The following is a 16,625-nucleotide window of genomic DNA, read 5'->3' as shown; positions in this document are numbered from 1 at the left end:
GTGCCGGAAGTGACATTGCGTGCGGCGGCGTTTGACAGCGCGCGGTCCTTGTGTATCGTTTTACATGAACGTTAAACATCAAGATCGCGACGAGTGGACACGGCGGGTGGCGTGAAGAGATCGGCGGCGGGGAAGGCGAAGGGCCCGAGTCTCAAGACGGTGGCCCTGGCCGCGGGCGTGTCGCTCACCACCGTGTCCAATGCCTACAACAAGCCGGAGCACGTCTCCGACGAGGTGCGCGACATGATCTTCGCCATCGCCCGGGAGCAGGGCTACGCCGGGCCGGACCCGGCGGCGCGGTCGCTGCGCAGCCGGCACAGCGGCGCGATCGGCGTGCTCTTCACCTCGCAACTGTCCTACGCGTTCTCCGACCCGTACTGCGTCGAGTTGTTGACGGGCCTGGCCGAGGTGGCGGAGGAGAACCGGATCAGCGTCGTGCTGATCCCCCTCGCGCGCCGGGTCGTCGCCCCCGAGGAGGAGGTGCGCCGCTCGGTCGAGGCGGTGCGCCACGCCGTGATCGACGGGGCGGTGGCCGACGGTATCGACGACGGTCATCCGGCCTTGCAGGTGCTGCTGAGCCGGGGGCTGCCGCTGATCCGGTCGGTGGACAACTCCGAGAGTCACTGCGTGATGATCGACGAGCGGGAGGCGGGCCGCAGCGTGGGCGAGTACCTCGCCGGCCTGGGTCACCGGCACGTCGCCGTGGTGGTCGACCACCTGCACGAACCGTCCAGCCCGGACGAGGCCGTCGAGGAGGACGAGCTGTTTCCCTACTCCCGGCTGCGCCTGGCGGGGATCCGGGAGGGGCTGGCCGGGCACGGCCGGGTCACGGTCGTCGCGGCCCGGCGCAACACCGCCGCGTCCGGCTGGGTGGCGGCCGACGCCGCCCTGGAGCGGGCGGATCCGCCGACCGCGATCGTCGCGACCAGCGATGTCCTGGCGCTCGGTGCGCTGGAGGCGCTGGCCCGCCGGAACGTCCCCGCGGGCGCGGGTGGCGTCTCGGTGGTCGGCTTCGACGACATTCCCGCCGCCGCCCCGGCGGGCCTGACCACCGTGCGGCAGCCGATCCGCGAGAAGGGCCGGTTGATGGGGCGGATGTTGCTCGACTCCTCGTACACCCAGCGCCGGATGGTACTGCCGACGCAGCTGGTCACTCGCACGTCAACCGGTCCGGCTAACTGAGGTTGGGAGGCCTCCCGTGCAGCAGCAACAGAATCCCATCGATCTCGCGGTGCTGGTCGGCAGCGTGCGGGAGGGCCGGTTCGGGCCCGTGGTTGCCGAGTGGCTCCTCGGCCGGCTGGCGGGGCGGGACGAGTTCAAGGTCGAGGTGATCGACCTGGCCGAGTTCACCCTGCCGGCGACCCTCGACGGCAGCGGTGACGCGGCGGACTTCGCCGCCCGTATCGACCGGGCAGCCGCGTTCGTGATCGTCACGCCCGAGTACAACCACGGTTATCCGGGCGGGCTGAAGACGGCGATCGACACGGCGCGGGTCGAGTGGTTCGCCAAGCCGGTGGCCTTCGTCTCGTACGGCGGCACGGCCGGCGGCCTGCGCTCGGTCGAGCAGCTCAAGCCCGTCTTTGCCGAGTTGAACGCGGTGGCCGTCCGGCACACCGTGAGCTTCCACTGGGCCGAGGATCAGTTCGACGAGCGCGGCACGCTGCGCGAACCCGAGCGGGCCAACCGGGCGGCGGACGAATTGCTCAAGCAGCTTTCCTGGTGGGCGAACGCACTCAGGGCGGCCCGCGAGGAACGGACGTTCGGCGGCTGAGCGCCGCCTCCGTCGACGTTTCTCAATTGAATGACCGCCGGGTCCGGTGCATTTTCGGTACGCACCGGACCGCGGTCGAGCACGCCCCACAAACAATGGAACGAGGCACCCGAAACATGCGGTTGCCATGACCAAATACATCGACTAATCTAGATCTGTCACAGGTAGGCCGCGCGACCATTCCCGCCGAATCCGGTACGCACTCCCCGCGCGGTCAGTCAACCATCAGACAGGGCAACTCTCTCGCGGCTCGGATATCTGGACCAGCTCATTCAGTCACGCGTCCTCGGCTGGACCGCGGATGCGTCGTGAATGCGGTTTGCTGACCGGAACGGGGGCATCCCATGAGTAGCACAAATGTGTATCCGGACCAGGTGACGGCGGACGTCTGCTCGACGATCTTCGCCGCGCTGCCCCGGTGCGACCAACGACGGAAGGGCACCGAGTACGTACACGGGCTGCTCGGCGCCGAGGGGCGCAAGTCCATCCGCAACATCGCCACCCTGATCGGCGGCCCGGCCGCCGAGCAGAGCCTGCACCACTTCATCTGCTCCTCCACCTGGGACTGGCGGCCGGTCCGGCGGGCGCTGGCCGAGCTCCTGACCGGGCCGGAGCCGCCCCTGGCCTGGGTGATGCGCCCGATGGTCATCCCGAAGGCGGGCAAGAACTCGGTGGGCGTGCACCGTCGCTTCTTCCCGGAGCTGGGCCAGCTGCTGAACTGTCAGGAGGCCTGCGGGGTCTGGGCGGCCTGGCCGGACCGCGGCATGCCGGTGAACTGGCGGATGCAACTGTCGCCCGACGAGGTCCGGCAGGCGGGGCGGCGCGGCGGCCCGGCGATCCCCGACGAGCTGGAACCCGAGTCGCCGGGCGAGTGCGCCGTGCGGTCGTGCGTCGAGGTGATGGCGGACTGGAAGCTGCCGGTCCGGCCGGTCGTGCTGGACGCCCGCCGGCTGGACCCGCTGGCGGTCCTGCGCCGCCTCCGGGCGGCCCGGGTGCCCGCGCTGGTCCGGATCAACGGCACCGTCCCGCTGGACCTGCCGGACCGGGGGCTTCCCGGGCACGGTGCCCGGGTCCAGGCCGACCGGCTGCTGATCGCGTTGCGCAACATGCGCCGCCCCGTCCACTGGCGGACCGGCGCGGCGCACCGGCCGGCGCCGGTCACCATGGCCACGACCGCGGTGGTGCGCGATCCCGTGGGCGGGCCGGAGACCCTGCCGCGTGACCTGCTCCTGATCGGGGTCGAGCCGGCCGGTGCGCCCGCGCCGCGCGAACTGTGGCTGACGACGCTGATCGACACACCCGTGGCGGACCTGCTCCGGCTCGCCCGGCTGCCCGGCCGGGTGGACCGGGACTGCGCCGAGATCACCGACGGGGTCGGCCTGCGAGACTTCACCGGCCGCTCCTTCGGCGGCTGGCACCGGCACGTGACCCTCGCGTCGGCGGCGCATGCCATCGCGGTCCTCGGCGGCGATCGCGCCCAGGTGCCGCCGGTCGCCCGGCTGGACCGGGCCCGCGGCCGCCGCGCGCCGGTCCGCCCGGATGCCGAACTCGCCTACGCCAGTTGAACCGTCGGCGTCGCACCCCGATAGGCGCGGCGCGACTTGACGGAGTGTCGCAGAGCTGACGGAATCGATCTGATTCGATGGGCTCCGCGCCGGCCGGGCCGCAGGATGCGGGTGAGGGTTCTCCGCGACGCGCCAGCGCGCGGATGGCCGGGCGAATTCCGGCCAGATGCCTCGATCCCTGACCGACAGCAGCGCGAGCCCGGTGCCGCGGCATGGAGGGAACCAGTGGACACGATGACGAGCGAGCCCGCGACGAGGCCGGCTCCCCAGCAACCACTGTGGAGCGACGAGGCGCGGGTCGAGGACATCCGCGCGGAACTGGCGGCCAGCGCCCCGCTGGTCGGCGCGGCGTCCGTGCGGCGGCTGCGGGGCGTGCTCGCCCGGGTCGCCCGGGGCGAGGCGTGCGTGGTGCAGTGCGGCGACTGTGCCGAGGACCCGGCGGAGTCCGGCGCCGTCGACGTGGCGCGCAAGGCGGCGATGCTGGACCTGCTCGCCGGCGCCATGCGGCTGCGCGACCGCCGGCCGGTGGTCCGCGTCGGGCGCATCGCCGGCCAGTTCGCCAAGCCCCGGTCGCGCCCGGTCGAGGTGGTCGGCGGCACCGAACTGGCGGTCTTCCGCGGCCACATGGTGAACTGCCCCGAGCCCGATCCGCAGGGCCGCCGGCCCGATCCGGAGCGGATGCTCAGCGGGTACCGCGCGGCCACCACGATCATGGGCCACCTGGGCTGGCGCCCGGACGCCGCGCTGCCCGGCATGCAGCCGCCGGTCTGGACCAGCCACGAGGCGCTGCTGCTCGACTACGAGATCCCGATGGTCCGGCGGGAGCCGGGCGGGGAACCGGTGCTCGCCTCGACGCACTGGCCGTGGATCGGATACCGCACCGGCGCGCCGGACGGGGCGCACGTGGCCCTGCTGGCCCGGGTGACCAACCCGGTCGCGTACAAGGTCGGGCCGGACCTGACGACCGGGACGTTGCTGGAGGTCTGCGAGCGGCTCGATCCGCGGCGCGAGCCCGGCCGGCTCACGCTCATCGCCCGGATGGGCGCGGACCTGGTGGCCGAGCGCCTGCCGGACCTGGTCCAGGCGGCCCGGCGGGCCGGGCACCCGGTCAGCTGGCTCACCGACCCGATGCACGGCAACACCGTCGTCGCGCCGGACGGTCTGAAGACCCGCTTCGTCGAGACCATCGCCCGCGAGGTCCGGCTGTTCCTCGGCGCGGTGCGGCGCGGCGGCGGCGTCCCGGGCGGCATCCACCTGGAGACCACCCCGGACACCGTCACCGAGTGCGTCCAGGACGCGTCCCAGATCGACCGGGTGGGCGAAAAGTACACCAGCCTCTGCGACCCGCGGCTCAACCCCGAGCAGGCGGCGTCCGTGGTCATGGCGTGGCACGAGTGAGGTGGGAGGGCAGATGGAGCAGGGAATCGCCGTCGTCACCGGAGCGGCCGGCGGAATCGGTGCGGCCGTCGCCTCGGCGCTCGGCGACCAGGGGGTGGCCGTCGCGGCCGTCGATCGGGAGAGCGACCGGCTCGCGACGCTCGTGGCGAAACTTGGGGTGAACGGGGCACGGGCGGAGGCGTTCCCCACCGACGTACGCGACGCCCGGTCGGTGACCTCCATGGTGGACGATGTGGAGCGCCGGCTCGGACCGGTCGACTATCTGGTCAACTGCGCCGGGATCCTGCGGCTCGGCGAGGCGCGCGCGCTCAGCGACGAGGACTGGTCGGACACCTTCGCGGTCAACGTGACCGGCGTCCGCAACGTCTCCCGGGCGGTCGTGGACCGGATGGTCCCGCGCCGCCGCGGCGGCATCGTCACGGTGGCCTCGAACGCGGCGCGGGTACCGCGCATGCGGATGGCGGCGTACGCGGCCTCCAAGGCGGCCGCGGCCATGTACACCAAGTGCCTCGGTCTGGAGGTGGCCCGGTACGGGATCCGGTGCAACGTGGTCGCGCCGGGGTCGACCGACACGCCGATGCTGCGCTCGATGTGGCGCGACGACGGCGACCGCCGCGAAACCCTCGAGGGCCGGCTCGACAGCTACCGGGTGGGCATCCCGCTGGGCAAGGTGGCCACCCCGGCCGCCATCGCCGACGCCGTCGCCTTCCTGCTGTCCGACCGGGCCAGCCACATCACCCTGCAGGATCTCACCGTCGACGGCGGCGCCGCCCTGGGCGTCTAGCCGCCGTCCCTCGCCGTTCAAGGAGGAAGGTCATGGCGGGAATTCCCACGATCACGCCGTACGCCCTGCCGACCGCGGACAGCCTGCCGGCCAACACGGCCGACTGGCGGATCGATCCGCGCCGGGCGGTCCTGCTCGTGCACGACATGCAGCGCTACTTCCTGCGGCCGATCCCCGCGGTCGAACCGGGCCGGGCGATGGTGAGCAACGTCCGGCGCCTGCGGGCGGAGTGCATCGCGCACAAGATCCCGGTGGGGTACACGGCCCAACCGGGGGACATGGACGACCGGCAGCGCGGGCTGCTGAAGGACTTCTGGGGACCGGGCATGCGGGTCGACCCGGTGGATCGGCAGATCATCGACGAGCTCAGCCCCGGCCCGGCGGACTGGCTGTTCACCAAGTGGCGGTACAGCGCCTTCGTCCGCTCGGACCTGCTGGACCGGATGCGGCGGGACGGGCGCGACCAGATCGTCGTGTGCGGCGTCTACGCGCACGTCGGCGTCCTGGCCACCGCCGTGGACGCGTTCAGCAACGACATCCAGCCGTTCCTGGTGGCCGACGCGGTCGCCGACTTCTCCGAGCGCTTCCACCGCATGGCGCTGGAGTACGCCGCGCTGCGGTGCGCGTTCGTGGCCAGCACGGCCCAGATCGTCGACCAGTTGGGGCCGACCGGCGACCCGATCGGTGCGGGCGTGCCCGCCGGCCGGCGGGCGCTGCGATGAGCGCGGCCGGAAGCGGCCTGCTGGCCCGCGTCCTCGCCCAGCCGCCGTCGGCGTTCGCGCTGCTGTACCGGCCGGAGGCGGCGTCCCGTGACGAACTGGAGGTCGTCGTCGGGCAGGTGTCCACCCCGGACACGCTGGCCGGGATTCCGCTGCCGCCGGCCGGTCACACGCCGGGCGCCGAACCCCGGCACGACGCGCTCGTGCTCATCCCGTACCGCCAGATCGCCGAGCGCCGGTTCAGCTGCGTGGACGACGGCACGCCGCTGGTCGCCCTGTCGGTGACGGAGCAGGGCAGCCTGCCGTTGAGCGACGCCCTGCGGCTGCTGCCGGACGTGCCGACGCGGCTGTCGAACGGGCGCTTCGACGTGGCCGACGACGACTACGCCGCCACGGTCCGGGAGGTCATCGACCTTCAGATCGGCACCGGCGAGGGCGCCAACTTCGTCATCAAGCGCACCTACCGGGCGGACATCGACGGGTACACGCTGGCCAGCGCGCTGGCGTTCTTCCGTCGGCTCGTGCAGCGGGAGTCCGGTGCCTACTGGACCTACCTGGTGCACACGGGGGATCGCACGCTCGTCGGTGCCACCCCGGAACGGCACATCAGCGTCCGCGACGGCACGGCGGTCATGAACCCCATCAGCGGTACGTACCGCTACCCGCCGTCCGGTCCCGCCCTGCCGGAGCTGCTGGACTTCCTCGCCGACCGCAAGGAGACCGACGAGCTGTACATGGTTGTCGACGAGGAACTGAAGATGATGGCCCGGGTGTGCGACAACGGCGGGCGGGTGCGCGGGCCGTACCTGAAGGAGATGGCGCGGCTGGCGCACACCGAGTACCTCATCGAGGGCCGGACCGGCCGCGACCCCCGGACGGTGCTGCGGGAGACCATGTTCGCCCCCACGGTCACCGGCAGCCCGCTGGAGAGCGCCTTCCGGGTCATCCGGCGGTACGAGCCGGAGGGGCGGGGCTACTACGGCGGGGTGGTGGCGCTGATCGGGCGCGACGCGACCGGCGGCGACGTCCTCGACTCGGCCATCGCCATCCGGACCGCCGACATCGACCACCGCGGGCACCTGCGGATCGGGGTGGGCGCGACGCTGGTGCGCCACTCGGACCCCGTGTCGGAGGTGGCGGAGACCCGGGCGAAGGCCGCCGGGCTGCTGGCCGCCCTGGAGGCCGGCGGCGCGGGCCGGTTCGGCCGGCACCCGCAGGTGCGGGCGGCGCTGGAACGCCGCAACCACGGCATCGCAGACTTCTGGCTCAACGACATCGGCGCCCGCACCCGGCCGGCGCCGCGGCTGGCCGGCCGCCGGGTGCTGGTGATCGACGCCGAGGACGCGTTCACCTCCATGATGGACCACCAGATGCGGGCCCTCGGCATGTCGGTGACGGTGCGGCGCTACGACCAGCCGTACGACCTGGACGGGCCCGACCTCGTCGTGCTCGGCCCCGGGCCGGGCGACCCGCGCGCCGACGGCCACCACAAGATCGATCGGCTGCGCGCCGCCGCGCGGGCGCTGCTGGCCCGGCGGCGGCCCTTCCTCGCGGTCTGCCTCAGCCACCAGGTGCTCTGCACCCAACTGGGCTTCGCGCTGCGCCGCCGGGAGATCCCGAACCAGGGCGTGCAGCGGGAGATCGACCTGTTCGGCGCGCCCGAGCGCGTCGGGTTCTACAACACGTTCGCGGCCATCGGCGACGCCGACCGGGTGGAGATCGACGGCGTGGGACCGGTGGAGGTGAGCCGGGACGCCCGGACCGGCGAGGTGCACGCGCTGCGGGGCGAGTTCTTCGCCACCATCCAGTTCCACGCCGAATCCGTCCTCTCCGTGGACGGCGAACGGATCCTGGGCGACCTGATGGCCGGCGTGCTGGCCGCGGCGGAGCGGGTGGGAACGGCCGCCTAGTGCGGGCGGCGAACGCCAATCCACAGTCGACTGAAGGGGGAAGGACCATGCCCCGGACCCGGTGGTCGGGACGGACGCGGCGGATCGACGACTGGAACCCCGAGGATCAGCGCTTCTGGGCCGAACGCGGCCGGCGGGTCGCCCGCCGGAACCTGGCGGCGTCGATCCTCTCGGAGCACCTCGGCTTCTCCGTCTGGACGATGTGGTCGGTGCTCGTGCTGTTCCTCACCCCGCGGTCGGGCGCCTCCCTGGACCCGGCGGACAAGTTCCTCGTCGTCGTCACCCCGACCCTCGTGGGGGCGCTGCTGCGCCTGCCGTACAGCGCCGGGGTGGCGCGCTTCGGCGGGCGCACCTGGACGCTGCTGGCCAGCCTGCTGCTGGCGGTGCCGACCCTCGGCGCCTGGTACCTGGTGCAGCGGCCGGGCGCCCCGCTGTGGGGGTACCTGCTGGTCGCCGCCAGCGCCGGGGTCGGCGGGGCCACGTTCGGCTCGTCGATGACCTACGTCGGCATGCTCTTTCCGCAGCACCGCCAGGGTCTGGTGCTCGGCCTCAACGCGGGCGGCGGCAACCTGGGCGTCGCGGCCGTGCAACTGGTGGGCGTCGCGGTGATCGCGGTGGCCGGTACGGCCCACCCCGCCCTGCTGCCCGCCGTCTACCTGCCCGCCATCCTCGTCGCGGCCGCCGTCGCCGCCCGGTACATGGACGACATCGTGCCGCGGCGCCGGGAACGGCCCGCGCTGGCCGAGGCGTGCCGCTCCGGGCACACCTGGTGGATCTCCGCGCTCTACGTCGGTTCGTTCGGCTCCTTCATCGGCTACGGGTTCGCCCTGGGCATCGTGCTGCAGACCGAGTTCGGCTGGGCACCGCTGGCGGCGGCCTCGGCCGGCTTCGTCGGCCCGCTGCTCGGCTCGGCGGCGCGACCGGTCGGCGGGTGGCTGGCCGACCGGTACGGCGGGGCGCGGGTCACCTTCGCGGCGTTCCTCGGCATGGCACTGGGCACCGGGGGGCTGCTGGTCGCCGCCGCGGCCGGCTCGGCCACCGGCTTCCTCGCCGGCTTCGTGGCGCTGTTCCTGCTCAGCGGCGCCGGCAACGGTTCGGTGTACAAGATGATCCCCGCGGTCTTCGCCGCCGAGGCGGCGCGCGCGGTGCTGGCCGGCGAGGACGCCCGCGGGCAGTTCGCCCGCGCCCGCCGGCTCACCGGCGCGGTCATCGGGATCGGCGGCGCGGTCGGCGCGCTCGGCGGCGTGGCCATCAACCTCGCCTTCCGTGCCGCCTACGCCGGCGGGCCGGGCGGCGGCGCCCGCGCCTTCGTGGCGTTCCTCGCCGGCTATGCCGGGTGCCTGGCCATCACGTGGTTCGGCTACCTCGGCGGTCGGGCACGGCGCCGGCTCGCCGTCCCGGAGGCGACCCTCCACGCCGACCGGGCAGCGGTGCGGAATGTCTGAGCCGCGATCGGTGCCGACCCACTGCCCGTACTGCGCGCTCCAGTGCGGCACCCGCCTGGCCCTGCGGGACGGCGCGGTCCGGGTCGAGGCCGACGACTTCCCGGTCAACCTGGGTGGTCTGTGCCGCAAGGGCTGGACCGCCGCAGAGGTGCTGACCGTCCCCGATCGGCTGCGCCGGCCCCGGATCCGCGCCGCCGGCGGCCGCCAGGTCGACACCGACTGGGACACCGCGCTCGACACCGTCGCGTCCCGGCTGCGCGCCATCCGGCGTACGCACGGCGCCGACGCGGTGGCCGTCCTCGGCGGGGGCGGCCTGACCAACGAGAAGGCGTACCTGCTCGGCAAGTTCGCCCGGGTGGCGCTGGGCACCAGCCAGATCGACTACAATGGACGGTTCTGCATGTCCTCGGCGGCCGCGGCCGGCAACGCGGCCTTCGGCGTGGACCGCGGGCTGCCCTTCCCGGTCACCGACCTCGGCCGCGCCGACGTGGTCATGCTGGCGGGGGCCAATGTGGCCGAGACGATGCCGCCGTTGATGCGGCACCTGGCGACCCCGAAGCTGATCGTCATCGACCCCCGCCGGAGCCGCACCGCCGAGCGGGCCGCGCTGCACCTTCAACCGCGACCCGGCACCGACCTCGCGCTGGCCCTCGGCCTGGCGCACATCGCGATCGTCGACGACCTGACGGACCGCGCCTACCTGCGCGCCCGGACGGCGGGCTACGAGCAGTTCGCCAAGCGCGCGCTGACCTGGTGGCCGGAGCGGGTCGAGCGCGTCACCGGCGTGCCCGTGCGCGACCAGCGCGCGGCGGTGCGGATGATGCGCGCCGCCACCCGGGCGTACCTGCTCACCGGGCGCGGCGCCGAGCAGCACAGCAAGGGCGTCGACACCGTCGCGGCGTTCATCAACCTCGCGCTGCTGCTCGGACTGCCCGGCCGCGAGGGCAGCGGCTACGGGTGCCTGACCGGCCAGGGCAACGGCCAGGGCGGCCGGGAACACGGCCAGAAGGCCGACCAGCTACCCGGGTACCGGATGATCACGGACCCTCGCGCGCGCGAACACGTGGCCGGCGTGTGGGGTGTGCCACCGGAGGCGCTGCCCGGCCCCGGACGCGGCGCGTACGAACTGCTCGACGCGCTCGGCACCGAAAGCGGTCCACGGGCGCTGCTGGTGTTCGGCACCAACCCCGCGGTCTCCGCGCCCCGCGCCGGGCACGTCGCCGACCGGCTGGCCGCGCTCGACCTGCTGGTGGTCGCGGACTTCGTGCCGTCCGAGACGGCCACCCTGGCGCACGTGGTGCTGCCGGTCACGCAGTGGGCCGAGGAGGAGGGCACCATGACCAACCTGGAGGGTCGGGTGCTGCGGCGCCGGCGGGCCGTGGCGCCGCCGCCCGGCGTGCGCAGCGACCTGCGGGTGCTGCACGACCTCGCGGTGCGCCTCGGCGAACCGCCGGAGCGGTACCCGACCGACCCGCGCGACGTCTTCGACGAGTTGCGGCGCGCCTCGCGCGGCGGGCGGGCGGACTACTCCGGCATCAGCTACGAGCGGCTCGACGCGGGGGAGGCCCTGCACTGGCCGTGCCCGGAGACGCCCGGCGGGCATCCGGGAACGCCGCGGCTGTTCCTCGACCGCTTCACCCACCCGGACGGGCGGGCCCGCTTCGTCGACGTGGACCACCGGCCACCGGCCGAGGAGGCGGGTGGCGACCGGCCCCTCTACGCCACCACCGGGCGGGTGCTCGGCCACTACCAGTCCGGCGCGCAGACCCGGCGGGTGGCCGAACTGCGCCGGTCCGATCCCGAGCCGTTCGTGGAGATGCACCCGGACACCGCCGCGGGCGCCGGCCTGGCCGACGGCGACTGGGCCCGGGTCAGCTCGGCCCGCGGTACCGCCGTGGCGCGGGTCCGGGTGGTGCCGACCCTGCGCGCGGACACCGTCTTCCTGCCGTTCCACTTCCCGGGCGCCGGGCGCGCGAACCTGCTCACGAACCCCGCGCTCGACCCGGTCAGCGGGATGCCGGAGTTCAAGGTGTGCGCGGTGCGGGTGCGGGCCTACCGGGGGCCGACATGACGCGGGTGGTCGTCGTCGGCGCCGGCCCCGCCGCCCACCGGTTCGTCGAGTGCCTGCACCGGCGTGGCCACCGCGACCCGGTCGTGATGCTCGGCGCCGAGCGGCGCCCGCCGTACAACCGGATGCTGCTCGCGTCGGTGCTCGCCGGCGCGCTGCCCGCCGAGGCCGTCACGCTTCCGGACCTGCCGGCGGGCGTCGAAGCGTACCGCTCGGCCACGGTCACGAGCATCGACCGCGCCACCCGCACCGTCCACCTCGACGACGGGCGGCGGTTCCGGTACGACGCGCTCGTTCTGGCCACGGGCGCGCGTGCCGTCGTCCCACGCGTTCCGGGAATCCGCTGGCGGGGCGGGCTGAGTCCACAGGTCCGGCCGCTGCGCACCCTCGACAGTTGCGTGGCGCTCGGCCCGGGACCGGTCTGCGTGCTCGGCGGTGGCGTCCTCGGGGTGGAGGCCGCCCTGGCGCTGCGCCGGGCCGGGCACCGCGTGACGCTCGTGCACCGCCATCCGTACCCGGTGAACCGGCACCTGGACGCCGCCGCCGGGACGCTGCTGGCGCGGCACCTGGCGGACCGGGGCGTCGACGTGCGGCTTGAGCGCGAGGCGGTCCGCTACGACGAGGGCCTGCTGGTGCTGCGCGACGGCGAAACGGTCGCCGCCAACACCCTGCTGCTGTGCGCCGGTGCGCGGCCCCGCGTCGAACTCGCGCGGGCGGCCGGGCTGGCCGTCGCCGGCGGGATCGTGGTCGACGACCGGCTGCGCACGGACGATCCCCACGTGTACGCCATCGGGGACTGCGCGCGGTACGGCCGCGAGTCGGGCGGCGGTGTGGCGCGCGCCTGGGCGCAGGCGGAGACGCTGGCCGCGCTGCTGACGGGCGGGCGGCGGCGGTACGAGCCGGTGCCGGCGGTCGTCCGGCTGCGCGACCCGGAGCTGAGCGTGGTGGCCCTGGACCGGCCCCGCCCCCGGGCCGCCGACGGGCGCGCCGAGACGGTGACGTTCACGGATCCAGCGGGTCGCCGGCACGCCGCGCTGGAGGTGCTCGCGGGGCGCATCGTCCGGGGCGTGCTGTACGGGCTGCCGCAGGCGACCGCCGCCGCCACCCAACTGTTCGACCGGGACCTGCCGTTGCCCGCCGACCGGCTCGCCCTGCTGCTCGGCACGCCGCCCCGCACGGGCACCGGTGACCTGCCGGACGACGCCGTCGTCTGTTTCTGCAACACCGTCACCAGGGCGGGCATCGTGGCCGCCTGGCGGCGCGGCTGCCGGGACCGCGCGGCGCTGGGCGAGGCCACCCGGGCGGGCACCGGGTGCGGCACGTGCGTCGCGGAGGTCGACCGGATCTGCGAGCGGCTGGGTGCCGAGCCGGCCCGTGGCCCGGCGACCGAAACCGGACGCCTGCTGGCCGTCGGTAGTGGAGTGACGCCATGACCCGCACCTTGGTGCTCATCGGGCATGGAATGGTCGGCAAGCGACTCATCGAGGCACTGCGCGCCGGGGAGCACGGGAACGACTGGCGCGTCGTCGCGCTGGCCGAGGAGGCCCGCCCGGCCTACGACCGCACCCTGCTCTCGTCGTACCTGACCGGCGGCGACGCCGAGCGGAGTGCGCTGCTGACCCCCTCCGTGCCGGACGACCCGGCGGTACGTCTGATGCTCGGCACCCCGGCCGTGCGCGTCAAACCCGGGCGGCGGGTGGTGCACGCGGCCGGCGGCGAGCGGGTCGGCTACGACGCGCTCGTGTTCGCCACGGGCGCCCGGCCGTTCGTGCCGCCCGTACCCGGGCACGACCGCCCCGGTTGCTTCGCCTACCGCACCCTCGACGACGCCGAGCGGGTGCGGCGGGCGGCGCGGCCGGGCCGGCCGGCGGTCGTGGTCGGCGGCGGCGTGCTCGGGTTGGAGGCCGCCGCCGCGCTGCGCGCGCTCGGCATGCGCGTCCACCTGGTGGAGCGGTCGGACCGGCTGATGGCGGCCCAGCTCGACGCTGCCGCCGCCCGGGTCCTGGCCGCCTTCGTGGCCGGGCTCGGCGTGCGGGTACACCACGCGACCACGGTCGCGTCCGTCGACGGCGGACCGGGTGGCGCGGTGCGCGGCGTCACCTTCGCCGGCGGCGCGACCCTGCCCGCGGGGTTGATCGTCTTCGCCGCGGGCGTCCGCCCCCGGGACGAGTTGGCGACGGCCGCCGGGTTGACGGTCGCGCCGCGTGGCGGGATCGCCGTCGATGACCGGTGCCGCACGGCCGACCCGCACATCTGGGCCATCGGCGACTGCGCCGCGGTCCACGGGCGCTGCTACGGCCTGGTCAATCCCGGATACCGGATGGCGGAGGTCGTGGCGGCGCAGCTGCTGGGCCGGGGCGGGAAGACCTTCACCGGCTCGGACGCGTCGGTGCGGCTGAAGGTGATGGGCGCGGACGTGGCCAGCTTCGGCGACGCGCACGCCCGCACCCCGGGCGCCGTGGAGTTCGCGCAGCTCGACCGGGCCGCGGGCAGGTACGCCAAGCTGGTGCTGGCCGCCGACGGCCGGACCCTGCTCGGCGGGATCCTGGCCGGGGACGCCCGGGCGTACCCGACGTTGCGTGCCATGCTCGGCCGGGAGCTGACCATCATGCCGCCCGGCCTGCTGGCCGGTGCCGCATCCGGCCGGTAGCGCCGGTCGGTTCGCTCCACCGTGGCTACCCGTCGTGCGACGGCCGGCTCCCCGTTGACGCCCCGGAGAATACCGATCGCTTCGGCCGCTGTCACCGGTTGCCGGCCGAAACCCGGTAGCTGATCAATTCGGCCGCCGGGGGGTGGTGGATACCCCGTACATATGCCACTCTATCGATGCCTCGCGGGGTGGCCGGCGCGGCGGCGTTCACGCCCGACCCGGGGCGGTCGATGGTGCATATCGCGGGGGAGTGGCGCGGCCGCGCGCGGCTGATGGCCGGCCTGACTTCCCCGCCTGTACGGGGAGAAGTCGGATGCCACATCCGGGCACCGCAACGGTCCGCACGCCCTACGAGTTGCCGGGGCTCCAGTTCGCAGCCCAACGGAGCACACGGACGGCCCACACCCGCGCAGGAGCGGATTCCGTTCCGGGTTGCCGGCGCCGGTCCGGCCCGCCGTCCTCCGCCTGTCCAATGTGTATGAGGCAGGCCCGCGAACGGCGGTAGGTGCTCGCCAGCCGCCATGTCGCCCGGGCGCACCGCGGGCCCGCACCACCGATGAAGGTCAGTCACCAACCACCCTGGAGGTACCCGAGATGTCGGTAACCAGAAGCGGAAAGGCCGCCCTGCTGGCGGTCGCCCTGGCCGCGACCACGGTGTTCGGCGTGGCCGCGCCCGCACGGGCGGCGGGGGCGGGCACGCTCCCCGCCGAGTGCCCGTTCACGAACACGCTGTGCCTGTTCGACGGCGCCGGCTACAGCGGCGCCCGGCTGACGCTGAGGTCGCTCGTTCCGTCCGGCACGTGCGTCAGCCTGGTGGACCACGGCTGGGGTGGCCAGGCGCGCTCGGCGTTGAACACCGGCTCCTCGGCGGCAGCGCTGTTCGCCAACGACGGCTGTCTCGGCGGCCCGTTCCTGGTGCCGGCCGGCGGCGGCGTCCCCGACTTCGGCGGCTTCCGGCCCGACAGCGCCTGGGTGCGGTAACCACCCGGCAAGCGGCCGCCGCGCCGCCCGGGGCGCCGTGAGTGGCGCGGCCGTGAGTGGCGCGCATTGGGCGGCGCGTATCGGGTGCGGCTGTGGGCGGCGCGTATCGGGTGCGGCGGTGGGCGGCGCCCGATCGGAGGCGGCCGCGAGGCGCCGACCGGGCACGGCGTGGACCTGACACAGCCGCGGCGGTGAGCCGGACACCGGCCTCCCGGCGCCGCACAATTGCTCATTGTGCGAGCTGCCTACATCGAACGACTCGGTCCGCCGGACGCGATCCGGTACGGGGAGCTGGCGCCGCCGGCGGCGGGCCCCACCGACGTGCTGGTCGACGTCGCGGTGACCACCGTGAACCACGTCGACACGTTCGTCCGCTCGGGTGCCTGGCGGACCCCGGTCACGTTCCCGTTTGTCGTCGGCCGGGACCTCGTCGGCACGGTCAGCGCCGCCGGCCCCGGTGCGCCGGGGTTCCGCGTCGGTGAACGGGTCTGGTGCAACAGCATGGGTCATGCGGGACGGCAGGGCGCCGCCGCGGAGAAGGTCGTGGTACCGGCCGACCGCCTGTACCGCCTGCCGCCCGGTGTGCCCGAGGCGGACGCCGTCGCCGTCGCCCACCCGGCCGCGACCGCCCACCTGGCGCTGAACCAGCACGGGCGGGTCCGGGCGGGCGAGACCGTTGTGGTCGTGGGCGCCGGTGGCAACGTGGGCAGCGCGCTGGTCGTGCTGGCCGTGGACCTGGGCGCCCGGGTCGTCGCCGTCGCGTCCGCCGGGGACGCCGGGTACTGCCGGTCGCTGGGTGCGGCGGCGGTCGTGGACTACCGGGATCCGGAGTGGGCGCGGCGCGTCCTGGAACACAGTCCCGGCGGGGTGGACGCGTACATCGACGCCGCCGGGCGCAACGATGTCGCCGCGGCGGTACCGATGCTGGCCAAGCGGGGCCGGATCGTGGTGCTCGCCGGCCTGCGGACCCGGCCGGTGCTGCCCGTCGGCGAGCTGTACCTCAAGGACTGCTCGATCCACGGGTTCGCCATCTCGCAGGCGACCACCGCCGAGTTGGCCGACGCCGCCCGCACGATCAACCGGTTGCTGGCGGCCGGCCGGCTGCGCCCCCGGAAGGTGGCGTGGCTGCCGTTGAGCGAGGCCGCCGAGGCGCACCGCCGGGCGGAAGCGGGAGAGTTGCACGGCAGCCGCGTCGTACTCGCGGTAGCCGGCGCGGTGTCGCAGACCCCGCCCGCGGTAGGCGGCGCGGTGCCGCAGACCCCGCCCGCGATAGGCGGCGCGGTGCTGCCCGCCCCGCTCGCGGGCGGTGGGGCGGTGACTTGACAGATTTGCCC

The 16,625-nt window shown here is 74.5% G+C and carries 13 protein-coding genes; all 13 read left to right on the top strand.

The genetic code is table 11. The features are described 5' to 3' along the window. Positions 1-111 precede the first annotated feature (111 nt). Positions 112-1,182, top strand: coding sequence for a LacI family DNA-binding transcriptional regulator (locus KJS59_RS01840; RefSeq protein WP_213450433.1), 1,071 nt, complete (start codon positions 112-114; stop codon positions 1,180-1,182). Positions 1,183-1,198: 16 nt separating this feature from the next. Beyond that, on the top strand, positions 1,199-1,771 hold the full coding sequence (locus KJS59_RS01835; RefSeq protein ID WP_213450432.1) for an NADPH-dependent FMN reductase: 573 nt from the start codon (positions 1,199-1,201) through the stop codon (positions 1,769-1,771). A 344-nt stretch (positions 1,772-2,115) separates the two neighbouring features. After that, the gene (locus tag KJS59_RS01830) at positions 2,116-3,336 is read left to right on the top strand and encodes an IS701 family transposase (protein ID WP_213450431.1); all 1,221 of its coding nucleotides are present in this window, start codon (positions 2,116-2,118) and stop codon (positions 3,334-3,336) included. Positions 3,337-3,570: 234 nt separating this feature from the next. After that, positions 3,571-4,734 carry a 3-deoxy-7-phosphoheptulonate synthase gene (locus tag KJS59_RS01825; RefSeq protein ID WP_213450480.1) on the top strand — a complete coding sequence of 388 codons (1,164 nt, stop codon included), beginning with the start codon at positions 3,571-3,573 and terminating at the stop codon, positions 4,732-4,734. 13 nt (positions 4,735-4,747) lie between these two features. Next, on the top strand, positions 4,748-5,518 hold the full coding sequence (locus KJS59_RS01820) for a 2,3-dihydro-2,3-dihydroxybenzoate dehydrogenase (RefSeq protein ID WP_213450430.1): 771 nt from the start codon (positions 4,748-4,750) through the stop codon (positions 5,516-5,518). Between the two features lie 32 nt (positions 5,519-5,550). After that, positions 5,551-6,240, top strand: a complete 690-nt coding sequence (locus KJS59_RS01815; RefSeq protein WP_213450429.1) for an isochorismatase family protein — start codon at positions 5,551-5,553, stop codon at positions 6,238-6,240. Beyond that, on the top strand, positions 6,237-8,147 hold the full coding sequence (locus tag KJS59_RS01810; protein ID WP_213450428.1) for an anthranilate synthase family protein: 1,911 nt from the start codon (positions 6,237-6,239) through the stop codon (positions 8,145-8,147). Before KJS59_RS01815 ends, KJS59_RS01810 begins: the two co-directional genes overlap by 4 nt. A 47-nt stretch (positions 8,148-8,194) precedes the next feature. Beyond that, complete coding sequence (locus KJS59_RS01805) at positions 8,195-9,592, top strand: MFS transporter (protein ID WP_213450427.1); 1,398 nt, start codon at positions 8,195-8,197, stop codon at positions 9,590-9,592. Next, positions 9,477-11,663, top strand: a complete 2,187-nt coding sequence (locus KJS59_RS01800; RefSeq protein WP_376771106.1) for a molybdopterin oxidoreductase family protein — start codon at positions 9,477-9,479, stop codon at positions 11,661-11,663. Before KJS59_RS01805 ends, KJS59_RS01800 begins: the two co-directional genes overlap by 116 nt. Continuing rightward, the gene (locus tag KJS59_RS01795) at positions 11,660-13,093 is read left to right on the top strand and encodes an FAD-dependent oxidoreductase (protein WP_213450425.1); all 1,434 of its coding nucleotides are present in this window, start codon (positions 11,660-11,662) and stop codon (positions 13,091-13,093) included. The genes KJS59_RS01800 and KJS59_RS01795 overlap by 4 nt, the downstream gene beginning before the upstream one ends. Continuing rightward, positions 13,090-14,310 carry an NAD(P)/FAD-dependent oxidoreductase gene (locus tag KJS59_RS01790; protein WP_213450424.1) on the top strand — a complete coding sequence of 407 codons (1,221 nt, stop codon included), beginning with the start codon at positions 13,090-13,092 and terminating at the stop codon, positions 14,308-14,310. The genes KJS59_RS01795 and KJS59_RS01790 overlap by 4 nt, the downstream gene beginning before the upstream one ends. 594 nt (positions 14,311-14,904) lie before the next feature. Further along, positions 14,905-15,291 (top strand): peptidase inhibitor family I36 protein, encoded by a 387-nt coding sequence (locus KJS59_RS01785; protein WP_213450423.1) that lies wholly within the window; start codon positions 14,905-14,907, stop codon positions 15,289-15,291. A 234-nt stretch (positions 15,292-15,525) separates the two neighbouring features. After that, positions 15,526-16,614 carry an NADPH:quinone reductase gene (locus KJS59_RS01780; RefSeq protein ID WP_213450422.1) on the top strand — a complete coding sequence of 363 codons (1,089 nt, stop codon included), beginning with the start codon at positions 15,526-15,528 and terminating at the stop codon, positions 16,612-16,614. Positions 16,615-16,625 lie beyond the last annotated feature (11 nt).

It is taken from the genome of Rhizomonospora bruguierae, from assembly GCF_018397995.1.
GTDB classification, from domain to species: Bacteria; Actinomycetota; Actinomycetes; order Mycobacteriales; family Micromonosporaceae; genus Rhizomonospora; species Rhizomonospora bruguierae.
Note: the sequence above shows the minus strand (reverse complement) of the source record. Positions and strands in the feature narration are given on the sequence as shown.

Coding starts and splice junctions, on each gene's coding strand:
- KJS59_RS01790 (WP_213450424.1), top strand. CDS start 13,090: ATGACCCGCACCTTGGTGCTCATCGGGCATGGAATGGTCGGCAAGCGA.
- KJS59_RS01805 (WP_213450427.1), top strand. CDS start 8,195: ATGCCCCGGACCCGGTGGTCGGGACGGACGCGGCGGATCGACGACTGG.
- KJS59_RS01815 (WP_213450429.1), top strand. CDS start 5,551: ATGGCGGGAATTCCCACGATCACGCCGTACGCCCTGCCGACCGCGGAC.
- KJS59_RS01820 (WP_213450430.1), top strand. CDS start 4,748: ATGGAGCAGGGAATCGCCGTCGTCACCGGAGCGGCCGGCGGAATCGGT.
- KJS59_RS01825 (WP_213450480.1), top strand. CDS start 3,571: ATGACGAGCGAGCCCGCGACGAGGCCGGCTCCCCAGCAACCACTGTGG.
- KJS59_RS01810 (WP_213450428.1), top strand. CDS start 6,237: ATGAGCGCGGCCGGAAGCGGCCTGCTGGCCCGCGTCCTCGCCCAGCCG.
- KJS59_RS01800 (WP_376771106.1), top strand. CDS start 9,477: ATGCCGGGTGCCTGGCCATCACGTGGTTCGGCTACCTCGGCGGTCGGG.
- KJS59_RS01830 (WP_213450431.1), top strand. CDS start 2,116: ATGAGTAGCACAAATGTGTATCCGGACCAGGTGACGGCGGACGTCTGC.
- KJS59_RS01785 (WP_213450423.1), top strand. CDS start 14,905: ATGTCGGTAACCAGAAGCGGAAAGGCCGCCCTGCTGGCGGTCGCCCTG.
- KJS59_RS01795 (WP_213450425.1), top strand. CDS start 11,660: ATGACGCGGGTGGTCGTCGTCGGCGCCGGCCCCGCCGCCCACCGGTTC.